This is a genomic window from Porphyrobacter sp. MBR-49 (assembly GCF_053628655.1).
Genome location: NZ_JBRJGU010000010.1, coordinates 75,978 through 87,852 on the forward strand (window position 1 = coordinate 75,978; position 11,875 = coordinate 87,852).

Annotated in this window: 11 protein-coding genes; 5 read left to right on the top strand and 6 right to left on the bottom strand. The window is 61.8% G+C overall.

Annotated features, from left to right (window positions below; genetic code table 11):
* Nucleotides 1-43: 43 nt before the first annotated feature.
* Nucleotides 44-1,381: an acyl-CoA dehydrogenase family protein gene (locus ACSSV3_RS13340; protein ID WP_354326580.1), complete on the bottom strand. Its 1,338-nt coding sequence runs from the start codon at nucleotides 1,379-1,381 to the stop codon at nucleotides 44-46.
* Nucleotides 1,382-1,460: 79 nt separating this feature from the next.
* Nucleotides 1,461-2,918, bottom strand: coding sequence for an MFS transporter (locus ACSSV3_RS13345; protein WP_354326578.1), 1,458 nt, complete (start codon nucleotides 2,916-2,918; stop codon nucleotides 1,461-1,463).
* A gap of 251 nt (nucleotides 2,919-3,169) precedes the next feature.
* Here ACSSV3_RS13345 and ACSSV3_RS13350 point away from each other — a divergent pair, with 251 nt between their 5' ends.
* The 5 genes from ACSSV3_RS13350 (at nucleotide 3,170) to ACSSV3_RS13370 (ending at nucleotide 9,282) form a co-directional block, all read left to right on the top strand.
* Nucleotides 3,170-4,363 carry an acyl-CoA dehydrogenase family protein gene (locus tag ACSSV3_RS13350; protein ID WP_354326576.1) on the top strand — a complete coding sequence of 398 codons (1,194 nt, stop codon included), beginning with the start codon at nucleotides 3,170-3,172 and terminating at the stop codon, nucleotides 4,361-4,363.
* 76 nt (nucleotides 4,364-4,439) lie between these two features.
* Nucleotides 4,440-5,579, top strand: a complete 1,140-nt coding sequence (locus tag ACSSV3_RS13355) for an acyl-CoA dehydrogenase family protein (RefSeq protein WP_354326574.1) — start codon at nucleotides 4,440-4,442, stop codon at nucleotides 5,577-5,579.
* A 111-nt stretch (nucleotides 5,580-5,690) separates the two neighbouring features.
* Nucleotides 5,691-6,500, top strand: coding sequence for an SDR family oxidoreductase (locus ACSSV3_RS13360; protein WP_354326572.1), 810 nt, complete (start codon nucleotides 5,691-5,693; stop codon nucleotides 6,498-6,500).
* A gap of 109 nt (nucleotides 6,501-6,609) precedes the next feature.
* On the top strand, nucleotides 6,610-7,245 hold the full coding sequence (locus ACSSV3_RS13365) for a hypothetical protein (RefSeq protein WP_354326570.1): 636 nt from the start codon (nucleotides 6,610-6,612) through the stop codon (nucleotides 7,243-7,245).
* 228 nt (nucleotides 7,246-7,473) lie between these two features.
* Nucleotides 7,474-9,282: an SLC13 family permease gene (locus tag ACSSV3_RS13370; protein ID WP_354326568.1), complete on the top strand. Its 1,809-nt coding sequence runs from the start codon at nucleotides 7,474-7,476 to the stop codon at nucleotides 9,280-9,282.
* Nucleotides 9,283-9,441: 159 nt separating this feature from the next.
* Here ACSSV3_RS13370 and ACSSV3_RS13375 read toward each other — a convergent pair whose 3' ends face one another.
* From ACSSV3_RS13375 to ACSSV3_RS13390, 4 genes are read right to left on the bottom strand one after another with little or no spacing between them, the layout of a single operon-like run.
* Nucleotides 9,442-10,146: a VIT1/CCC1 transporter family protein gene (locus ACSSV3_RS13375; RefSeq protein ID WP_354326566.1), complete on the bottom strand. Its 705-nt coding sequence runs from the start codon at nucleotides 10,144-10,146 to the stop codon at nucleotides 9,442-9,444.
* A gap of 6 nt (nucleotides 10,147-10,152) precedes the next feature.
* On the bottom strand, nucleotides 10,153-10,803 hold the full coding sequence (gene gmk, locus ACSSV3_RS13380) for a guanylate kinase (protein ID WP_354326565.1): 651 nt from the start codon (nucleotides 10,801-10,803) through the stop codon (nucleotides 10,153-10,155).
* A 41-nt stretch (nucleotides 10,804-10,844) separates the two neighbouring features.
* On the bottom strand, nucleotides 10,845-11,306 hold the full coding sequence (locus ACSSV3_RS13385) for a hypothetical protein (RefSeq protein ID WP_354326563.1): 462 nt from the start codon (nucleotides 11,304-11,306) through the stop codon (nucleotides 10,845-10,847).
* Between the two features lie 5 nt (nucleotides 11,307-11,311).
* Nucleotides 11,312-11,803: an SspB family protein gene (locus tag ACSSV3_RS13390; RefSeq protein WP_354326561.1), complete on the bottom strand. Its 492-nt coding sequence runs from the start codon at nucleotides 11,801-11,803 to the stop codon at nucleotides 11,312-11,314.
* Nucleotides 11,804-11,875 lie beyond the last annotated feature (72 nt).

An 11,875-nucleotide genomic window follows, 5' to 3' on the forward strand; every position in this document is an offset into this window, starting at 1 on the left:
CAGTGCTTCGACAGGCTCAGCACAAACGGATTTCCTGACTGGCCTAGCGCGCCACACCCATATCGCCCGAACTGAAGCTCGCGCCGTCAGTGGTGGCCCGCCCATGGTCGCCGCGCAGCGCATTGGCCGTGGGGCCGGGCTGCGGAGCGTGCTTGGCGAACTCCATATGCGCAATCGAGCGCGCGTGGACTTCGTCCGGCCCATCGGCCAGCCGCAGCGTGCGTTGATTGGCGTAGCTGCGCGCAAGACCGTAATCTTCCGACACGCCGCCGCCGCCATGCGCTTGGATCGCATCGTCGATAATCCGCAGCGCCATGGTGGGGGCCTGCACTTTGATCATCGCGATTTCCTGCTTTGCCGCCTTGTTGCCGACCTTGTCCATCATGTCGGCGGCTTTCAGGCAAAGCAGGCGGGTCATGTCGATATCGATGCGGGCACGCGCGACGCGTTCTTCCCACACTGAATGCTTGTAAACCGGCTTGCCGAAGGCTTCGCGTTCCTGCAGGCGGCGGCACATTTTCTCCAGCGCTTCTTCCGCGACGCCGATGGTGCGCATGCAGTGGTGGATGCGGCCCGGCCCAAGGCGGCCTTGCGCGATTTCAAACCCGCGCCCTTCGCCCAGCAACATATTGGTGACGGGGACGCGCACGTCCTTCATCTCGACTTCCATGTGGCCGTGCGGGGCATCATCGTAACCGAACACCGGCAGGTGACGCAGGATGTTCACGCCGGGGGTGTCAATTGGCATCAGCACCATCGATTGCTGGGCGTGGCGCTGGGCAGAAAGATCGGTTTTGCCCATCACAATCGCGACCTTGCAGCGCGGATCGCCAAGGCCCGATGACCACCACTTGCGCCCGTTGATGACGTATTCGTCGCCATCGCGTTCGATCCGGGTTTCGATGTTGGTCGCATCAGATGACGCAGTGAAAGGTTCGGTCATCAGGAAGGCCGAACGGACTTCCCCGTTCATCAGCGGACGCAGCCACGTCTCTTTCTGCTCGCGCGTTCCATAGCGGTGGAACACTTCCATATTGCCGGTATCGGGCGCGGAACAGTTGAACACTTCGCTGGCCCAGCCGATGCGTCCCATTTCCTCGGCGCAGAGCGCATATTCGAGGTTGGTGAGGCCGGGGTCTTCAAATTCGAAGCTGTCGTCGACATGGTGATGGCTGTCATTGCGCGGCGGCATGAACAGGTTCCAGATGCCGGCTTCCTTGGCCTTGGCCTTGGTTTCCTCGACGATCGGAAGCACCTTCCAGCGATCGCCTTCGCGGTCTTGCTGGTCATAGACCGCCACGTTCGGGCGCACATGCGCGGCGATGAAATCGCGCACGCGATTGCGCCAATAAAGCTGACGTTCGGTGGGTTCGAAATCCATGGGGATGTTCCTCTCTCGTCCTGAATTGCAATCGACTCTGCGGACAACCGTGGCAGAGCCTCGTGCGCCCGCCAAGCTCTCATTTCTGGGGCGCGGGCAAGATTCCCTCCTGCGCGAGCGGCGCATCGGGCGCTGCCGCTACGGCATCGCGATTTTCCCGCATTCGGCGTTCGGCCAGCCGGTTGACCCGCGCTTCGTGATCTTCGCGGCTGATCGGAAAGCGCGCCAGCCACCATGCGGCAATTACCGCCAGCAACAGCATCGCACCGCAGTAATAGATTACCAGATCGGCGATAACCCCCTGTGGCACGGTGCCGGGGGAGGCATCGGTTGCAAGCTGAGACAAGGAGATGATCTGCCCCGACATAAAAATCCCCGCGCCCGTCGCACATTTCTGCACCAGCCAGTTACCCGAATAGAACGATCCTTCCGCCCGGCGGTTGGTGCGTTCCTCAAACGCCTCGACAATTTCGGCAATCATCGAGGTTGCCGATACCAGCGAGATGATCCCGAGCGAATTGGCAATCAGCACGAAACCGTAAAACAGCCCGGTTGAAGCTGTGCTGCCGGGTTGCGGCCAGAAGCCAAGCAACAGCAACGCGAACGGCGTAATGCCAATCGAGGTGCCGACAATCATCGCAAGGCCTGCGCTTTTCGCTTTGCCAAAGCGGCGGTGCAGCGGGCCGATCATCACGAACATCAGCACCACTGATGCAAACAGCACCAGCGGATAGAGGATCAACTGCGCGCGAGTGAGCTGCCACACGAACAGGTTGAGGTAATTGGTGATCGAAAAGGTCATGCCTTGATGGACATAGGCGGCAAGCCCGCCAACCGCGAAAATCAGGAACGCGCGTTCGGAAAAAGCCTCGGTAATCTCGCTGAACGCGCCCTTGATGGTGAACGGGGCAGGCTTGGTTGCGGGCAGGCGAGCCACCAGTTTGTGCTGGCCCAAAGCCGACCCGATCACCGACACCGCCATCAATATCGCGCCGAATATGCCAAACACGAAATAGCCGTCCTGCTGCAACAGCCCTTCGGCGCCGGGCATGAAGACCGTGTAGGCCAGCACCATCATGCCCAGCCCGCCGATCCACCCGCCCATCGCGCGGTATCGGAACAAGGTGGTGCGTTCATCGTAATCGGCGGTGATTTCCGGCACCAGGCTGATTGACGGCACCTCGCACGCTGACAGCAGCAGGCGCACGGCAATCGCGATACCGAGCAATCCGGCAAAACTGGGGGCTTCGCCGCTGGGCGGGCTCCACATCAGCACCCAGCAAAAGGCCAGCGGGATCGGGGCGGCATAGAGCCACGGCAAACGCCTGCCCCACTTCGTATAAGTGCGATCCGACAGGTTGCCGAGGATCGGATCGACCACCGCATCGACCAGCAGCGCAATCAGCAAAGCAACGCTGACCAGCGCTGCATCCATGCCCAGCACCTGATTGTAGAAAATCAGCAGGAAAAACGAAAAACCATTGTCTTTCACGCCGAATGCGACCGCGCCAAAGCCCTGAATCAGCTTAAGGCGCATTGGCAATTTGCCTGTTATTAAACCAGCGCCGCCGCTCATAGGCAGCCGCCTGCGCTGGCTTTCAGCCCGCCGAATCCGGCCAAATTCTCTCTCCCGTTTTCAGTTTCGAACCTAGACCGATTGTGCGGGCCGTCAATCATGCAAGCCTGACGCTACGGCATCGCAGTTCGGGCGATCAGTGCTTGCAGGCGCCGTGCGAATGCCGATAACGTAAGCGTCAAGTGGGAGCTTATCGAGAGGAGAATCGGCTCATGGCTGATCTGGAAACATTCCGCAGCGAAACCCGTGCATGGCTGGAGGCGAACTGCCCGGCTGAAATGCGCCAGCCCGTCCGCGATGAAGATGACGCCTATTGGGGCGGACGCCGTGCCAAGTTCAAGAATGACGCGCAAAAAGCATGGTTCGAAGCCTGTCTGGCCAAGGGCTACACCGTGCCTGCATGGCCGCAAGCATACGGCGGGGCAGGGCTGAACCCGGCCGAAGCCAAGGTGCTGTGCGAAGAAATGAGCCGCATCAACGCCCGCCCGCCCTTGTCGTCATTCGGCATCTGGATGCTTGGCCCCGCGCTGCTGCATTTTGGCACCGAAGGGCAGAAACAGCGGTTCCTCAATGAAATCGCGCGCGGCGAGATTCGCTGGTGTCAGGGCTATTCGGAACCGGGTTCGGGCAGCGACCTTGTCAGCTTGCAGACCTTTGGCGAGGATAAGGGCGACAGCTGGGTGGTCAACGGCCAGAAGATCTGGACATCCTACGCCGATCACGCCGACTGGATTTTCTGCCTCGTGCGCACCGACAAGGCCGACAAATATCAGGGCATCACCTTCATGCTGTTCGATATGGCGAGCGAAGGGGTGAGCACCAAGCCGATCCTGTTGATCAGCGGCAATTCGCCGTTCTGCGAAACCTTTTTCGACAATGTTTCAGTGCCCAAATCCTATGGCGATGATTGTCCGGCCTATGTCGGCCAGATCAATCGCGGGTGGGATGTGGCCAAATATCTGCTCGGCCACGAACGCGAGATGATTTCGGGCGCGGGCGGCGGCGACCGCACGGCTGCGATTGGCGCGGTGATGAAGCGCGCGGCAGCCCGCACCGGCGATGACATTGACCCCGTGCTGCGCGCCGAACTGGCGATGTTCGATGTCGATGCGCTGGCCTACACCGCGATGGGCGAGAAGTTCCTCGATGAAATCAAGGTTGGCAAGGCGCACCCGGCGCAGCCCAATATGATGAAATATGTCGGGACGGAACTGAACAAGCGCCGCCACGAATTGATGATGGCGGCGGGCGGTTCGCGCAGCCTTGAATGGGACAGCGAGGAAACCGGCGGCGGTAAGCCTTCGCGCGGCTGGCTGCGCACCAAGGCGAACTCGATCGAGGGCGGCACCAGCGAGGTGATGCTAAACGTGATCGCCAAGCGTATTCTCGATCTGCCGGGCGCGTAATTTGAAACATTGAGCGTCACCCCTGCCCCAAAAACCTTGGCGCCGGGGTGACGGGCACCATAGAGAGGGAAAACCAATGCCCCTGTATCATAACGACGATCAGGCCATGCTGGCCGATACCGCGCGCGGCTTCATGGCCGAAGAAGGCAACATCGCCAAGCAACTGCGCCACTGGCGCGACCGCAATTGCAAGGATGGCTTCGGCCACGGCCTCTGGAAGCAGATGGCCGAAATGGGCTTTACCGGGATGCTGGTGGGCGAGGGTGATGGCGGGCTGGGCATGGGCCATGTCGAAGCCGGGATCGTGCTTGAGGAAATCGGCCGCAACCTTACCCCCTCGCCGTTTCTCACGTCCTCGGTGCTCGCCGCAACCGCGCTCAAGCACGGATCGGCGGACGTGAAGGGCCGCTACCTCCCCGGCCTGATCGCAGGTGACAGCGTGTTCGCGGTGGCGATTGACGAAACCGCCAAGCACCGCCCCGGTCGCATCACCACCCGCGCCGAACGTTCGGGCAACGGATTCCGGCTGTCAGGTTCCAAAAGCTTCGTCGTCTATGGCGGCAGCGCCGACATGATCGTGGTCGCCGCGCGCACGTCTGGTGCGGACGATGACGACGATGGGATCACGCTGTTCGCGGTGCCCAAAGACGCCAGCAGGATGAGCCATGACGCGGTGCGGCTGGTCGATTCGTCGATGGCAACCCACACCAAATTCGACAACGTCGAGCTTGATGGCGATGCGGTGATTGGTGAGGTCGACGGCGGGCGCGAAGTGCTCAATGCGATGCTGCTGGCGGGCCGGGTTGGCGCTGCGGCAGAAGGCGTGGGCGTTGCCAGCGGGGCGATGGACATGACGGTCGATTACCTGAAACAGCGCAAGCAGTTCGGGCGGCTGATCGGTGAGTTTCAGGCGCTGCAACACCGCGCCAGCCATCTCTATTCCGAGGTCGAAATCGCCCGCGCGGTGACGATCAAGGCGCAGCAATTGCTCGATGCCGGTGCGGAAAGCGCCGACCTGATGACCAGCGTTGCCAAGGCCAAGGTTGCCAAGACCGCGCGGCTCGCGGTGCAGGAGGGGGTGCAAATGCACGGCGGCATTGGTATGACCGACGAATACGACATCGGCCTTTATATGAAGCGCGACCGCGCCTTGGCCGAATTTCTGGGCGATGCTTTTTTCCACGCTAATCGCGTGGCGACCTTGAGCGGATACTAGACTTTTTATCGTCGCCCCGGACTTGATCCGGGGCCCCGCTTTTGTCTCGCGGCGGGTCCGAAGTTAGCGGGATCCCGGGTCAAGTCCGGGATGACGGAGAGAATAGTCGAAATGGACATTCAATCACTTTTCAGCCTCGAAGGGCGCATCGCGCTGGTCACGGGTGGTTCGCGCGGGATCGGCAAGATGTTTGTCGAAGGCCTGCTCGCCGCCGGATGCGCGCGGGTTTACATCTCGGCCCGCAAGGTTGAACAGATGCAGGCCACGATTGACGAATTCGGTGCGGATCGCGTGATCGGCATTCCTGCCGACCTTTCGCAGATGGACGGCATGGTCGCGCTGGCTGATGAATTGCATCGCCGTGAGACCCGGCTCGATATCCTCATCAACAATGCCGGCGCAGCGTGGGGGCAGCCGTTCCTCGAATTTACCGAGGCTGGCTGGCACCGGACGATGGATCTGAACGTCAAAACCCCGTTCTTCCTCACCCAGAAACTGCACGATCTGCTGGTCGAAGGCGGCAAGGCCGGGCATCCGGCCAAGGTGATCCACGTGTCATCAATTGATGGGCAGCGGATCAACCCGTGGGAAACCTACGCCTATCAGGCATCCAAGGCGGCGGTGATCCAGCTGACCCGGCGCATGGCGGCGCGGCTGATCCATGATAACATCATCGTCACCTCGATCGCGCCGGGCGCCTTCCCGTCAGAAATGAACAAGGCCGCCAAGGACGCGCCCGATGCCAGCGCGGCAGGCATCCCGGCCAAGCGGATCGGCACTGCCGAGGATATGGCGGCGGCCGCGATCTACCTGTGCAGCCGCGCAGGCGATTACGTGGTGGGTGACACGCTGACGGTGGATGGCGGCGTGGTCAATGCGCTGCTGCCGAACCACTTCGCCGATCCGGGCGGCAAGGGCTGATCGCCTGACCACCGCAAGCTGGCATCGCGCAATCGGGAAAATTCTCCTGATTGCCGCAGCAGTTACCCAGGCCTAGATTGGCGCGACTCAACATCTGAAGGGCCGCGCCATGATGTTCAATTTTCTGCCTAGGATGATCACCTCCGCTTGCGCGCTTGCGCTGATGGTGCCCGCCGGTGCCTATGCGCAGGAGGCCGCGCCGGCTTCGCCTGCTGACGAAGAGGATTTCGCCATTCCGGATGAGGGTGAGGATGCCGCTCCGCCAGCCGAAATCGCGCCGGAAATCGCCGCCGCGCTGGAACAGATGGATGAAGTGATCAAGGCGCTCGATGCCAAGGCGACGCGCACCGGCAATAATTGGCAATTCACGCTGGAAGAACACATGATGATCGTCGTCACCGATACGGCGGCGGCGCGGATGCGGATCATCACCCCGATCGCGCTGATTGCCGAACTGCCCGAAGGGGCGATGCAGCGGTTGATGCAGGCCAATTTCGATACCGCGCTCGATGCGCGTTATGCAGTGGCGCAGGATCTGGTGTGGGGCGCGTTTATGCATCCCCTTGATACGCTCACCCAGCGCGATTTTGCCTCGGGCATCCTGCAGACCCACAGCATCGGTGCGACCTTCGGCACCAGCTTTTCGAGCGGTGCCATCAGTTACGGCGGCGGTGATAGCGGCGCGATTTTCGAACAGCAATTGGAAGAACTGCTCAAGGAACTGGAGAAGAACCGCACCACCTGATCTGGCATGCAGGGTGCGACCACACGCTTTCTGGCCGCAGTTGCGATGGCCTTGATCCCGAGCCGCTCTACAGCATTTACCAGGCGTGACCGATCCTGTAGCGGTAGCCCATTGTGGTGGCAGCCAAGGGGTGCATTCTTGTCGGCAATTGGGCGCGCGATGATCGGGATTGCCGGCCTGCAACAGCAGCCGATGGCGCATGCTGAACTGGTGTTGTAGGGATTGGCGATGCAATCCCTTTTGGCGGACTATGTCACCCCTTTTGGCCCCTATATCGGCCTTGCCCTGCTAATCGGCATTTTTGCGGCCTTCGCGACTGAGCGCAGGCCGCCGGTGATCATTGCGGTCACGGGCGGACTGTTGATGATGCTATTCGGCTTTCTGCCCCCGCGCGAACTGCTGGGCGTGTTCAGCAATTCGGCACCGATCACGATTGCCGCGATGTTTGTGCTGTCAGGCGCGTTGCTGCGCACTGGCGCTCTGGAGGAGGTTTCGGGCTGGATCATCCGGCGCACCTTGCGCAAACCCCGGCTGGCGGTGGCGGAGATTGGCGCCGGAACCATCGTGGCTTCTGCGTTCATGAACAACACGCCGGTTGTGGTTGTGATGATCCCGATCGTTCAGCGCCTCGCCCGCGTGCTCGGCCTTGCTGCCACCCGGCTGCTGATCCCCTTGTCCTATATATCGATCCTTGGGGGGACGCTGACGTTGATCGGCACGTCAACCAATCTGCTGGTCGATGGTGTGGCCCAGCAACAGGGGCTGGCGGCGTTCGGGATTTTTGAGATCACTGTGGTCGGCCTGTGCGCCGCGGCGGCCGGGCTTGGAGTGCTGACCCTGACAGGAAGGTTTCTGCTGCCCGACCGGGCCGCCCACGCCATTGACGATCAGGGTGAGAGCGATGCGTTTCTGTCGCACCTGGTGCTGGCACCGGAAAGCCTGCTGGTCGGGCGCAGGATCGGTGACATCACCGTTTTTCGCCGCCCTGGCGTGCGTCTTATCGGCGTCCAGCGGGGCAAGGCGATCAATCGGCATGGTTTCGATGATTGGCTGCTTGCGGCGGGGGATCAACTGATCGTGACCGCCAGCCCGACCGAGCTTGCATCGCTTGCCGAAGCGGATGATTTCAAGGTCGGTCTGATGGGTGTTGGCGGCGGAGTAACAACGGCTGGCCCAAACCGACCCCGAGACCTGCGGCTGGTGGAGGCGGTAATTTCTCCTTCCCACCCCATGATCGGGCGCAGACTGGCCGATATCCCGCTGCTGTCCCGGCTCAGGGTTCGCGTGCTTGGCCTTGTCCGGCCCCGCCATGTTGCTGGCCCCGATCTTGCCAATGTGCGCGTGCGGGCAGGCGACCGGTTGCTTATCGCAGCGGGCAACGATGCCGCGCAGGCGCTGCAGGCAAATGTCGGCCTGACCGATGTCAGCAAGGCGAAAGTCCGTGCGTTTCGGCGGACCAAGGCCCCTATCGCCATTGCCACCTTGGCAGGGGTTGTTTTGCTGGCCGCGACATTCGGATGGCCGATCGAAGCGCTCGCTTTGGCAGGGGTCGGCATCGTCCTGTTGTTCCGCTGCCTTGAACCGGAAGAAGCCTGGGGCGCGATTGACGGTAATACGCTGGTATTGATCTTCGGGATGCTGGCTGTCGGCAAGGGGTTGGAAAATGCCGGGACGGTCGAACTGATCGTGTCCAGTCTTGAACCCCTGTTGACGACAATGACACCGTTGATTCTGTTGATCGCGATCTATGCCGTCACCAGCCTGCTCACCGAAACCGTAACCAACAACGCGGTGGCGGTGATCATGACGCCGATTGCGATTAGCCTGGCCCCGATTGCCGGAATCGACCCGCGCCCCTTGGTGGTCGCCGTGATGTTCGGGGCCAGCGCGAGCTTTGCTACGCCGATTGGTTATCAGACCAACACACTCGTTTACGGCGCGGCCAACTACCGCTTCATGGACTTCGTGAAGATCGGCGTCCCGATGAATATCACGGTCGGCATTGCGGCATGCATGGCGATTCATTGGCTCTACTGATGCGCTTATACCAGCGCGCTAAGATGCTGACGCATCACGCGCTGGAATTTCTCAAGCGCCGCACGGGCTTATACCAAAGCGCGATGAGTCAGGCTCATCGCGCTTTGGTATAACATCAGCGCGCGGGGAATGTCGGAGCCAATCCAGCAGGCTAACCAGTCAAACACTGATCCCGAACAACCTGCCAACCGCAGCTGTGACCGCCATCGCCAGAATGCCCCAGCCCATCACCCGCAGCATGGCCGGGATGATCGGCGCAGCGCCCGCCTTCGCGCCAAGCGCGCCGAGGATCGCAAGCGCGATCACGGAAATCACCACCACCACCGGGATAATCACTGCCGCCGGGGCGAGAAAGGCCGCGATCAGCGGCACCGCCGCCGCCACGCTGAACGTCGCACCAGAAGCAAGCGCGGCCTGCAACGGGCGCGCGGTGAGCGCTTCGCTCAAGCCCAGTTCGTCACGCACATGGGCGGCCAGCGGATCGTGCGCGGTCAGCTCGCGCGCGACGGCGGCGGCGGTTTGCGCGCTCAACCCGCGGCTCTGATAGATCGCGGCAAGCTCTTCCTGCTCGGCCTCGGGCGTGTGCACCAGCGCGTGCTGTTCGCGCCGGATATCCGCCTGTTCGGAATCCCGCTGCGATGAAACCGAGATATATTCGCCCGCCGCCATCGACAGCGCGCCTGCCAATAGGCCTGCCACCCCGGCAACCAGAACAGCCTGCGGCTGCGGCGTTGCGGCGGCCACACCGATGATCAGCGAGGATACCGAAATAATCCCGTCATTCGCCCCCAGCACAGCCGCCCTCAACCAGCCGCTGCGGTGGACGACGTGCGGATCATCGGGGTGGGCGGTGGCAGATGTCATGCTTGGTTATCCCATCAGCCCACGCACAAACGGGATCAGCCCGGTCTGACGCTGACGCTTCATCCGCTCGGCCTCAAGGATGGCGCGGACTTTGGCAAAGCAGACCTCAATATCATCATTGATGATCACGTAATCATACCCGTCCCAGTGACTGATTTCGGCCCGCGCGCGTTCCATGCGGGCGGTGATCACTTCGGCACTGTCGGTGGCGCGGCTGTGCAGGCGGCGGTGGAGTTCATTGATTGACGGAGGCAGGATGAATACCCGCACCACATCCTGCTGATCTTTCTGGTAAAGCTGCTGGGTGCCCTGCCAGTCAATATCGAACAGGAAATCCTGCCCGTCTTTCAAGGCGGCGCGGATGATTCCCTTGGGCGTTCCATAACGATAGCCGAACACCTCGGCCCATTCGTAGAAATCGTCCTCGTCAATCATCTGCTGGAACAGATCGTCTGAAACGAAGTGGTAATGCACGCCGTCAACCTCGCCCGGGCGCGGGGGGCGGGTGGTGGCTGATACCGACAGCTTGATCTCGCCGTCCTTGGCGAGCAGCATCCGCGACAAGGTGGTCTTGCCCGCACCCGACGGTGAGGACAGAATGAACATCAGGCCGCGGCGGTGAAGCTGGTCGGCTGAATTGTGTGAGGTATCGCCCATAGCGCCCGTTGCCCCAAGAGGAGGGCACAAATCAAGAGCGCTCAGCCGTTGTTGCCCGTTCGTTTGCGCGCGCGGCGGTTGGTTTCGAGCCGTTTGCCCCGGTCATACAGCAGTTTGGCGGCGAGGCCTCCGGCCACCACCACAAGGCCCAAGGGCGAGCGGGTGGCGATGCGGCTCGCCCCCCACAATGCCACGCTGGCAGCCAGCGAGCGGCCATCGATCAGGCGATCAGCCTCGGCCTTGTCATAATCACCATCGGAACTGGCCGCCAACAGGCCTTTTTCCGCCCGTTTGCGCAGCAGGCTGCCCGCTGAGCGCAGCACGATATCGGCGATCATCAGGTTGGTACCAGCGACCAGGCTGGACGGCGGTGATTTGTCCGCAATGGTGGCTGGCGGTGCATCTGTGGACGTATCTGCGGGGGCAGGGGTTTCAGCCGCAGCCGGGACGGGCGCACTCGCGCTGCGCTTCACCTGTGCACCTGTCCGCTTGGCCCACGCCATCGGCGCTACTTCTTGCGCCCGAAATCGACCGACACGACGTTTGATCCGTCGCCATCGCCGTCACCATCGGGATCGGTGCCGTCGTTTTCGGCATCCTCGTGCGTTTCCGGGGCGAATTCTTCGGCTGCGGCCTGAAACTGGAGGCCGAAATCAACCGCCGGATCGACAAACGCAGTGATCGCGGCGAACGGGATGACCAGTTTTGACGGCACCTGATTGAAGGTGAGGCTGACTGAAAAGCCGTCTTCGCCCACTTCAAGATCCCAGAACTTGTTCTGCAGCACGATGGTCATTTCATCGGGGAAGCGTTCGCGCAGGCGTGGCGGGATCGAAACGCCCGGCGCGCCGGTCTTGAAGGTGATGTAGAAATGGTGAGTTCCCGGCAGTGCGCCGCCACCGCCAACGATTGATCCGAGCACCCGGCCCACCACCGCGCGCAGGGCTTCCTGCACGATTTCGTCATAGGGGATCAGGCTGTCGGGCGTGTCGCTGTTCATGGTGGGCGGATTCGTGGCGGGACGCGCGGGCTTGGTCAAGCCCTTTGCAGCATGATCCCACGGGTTTGGCAG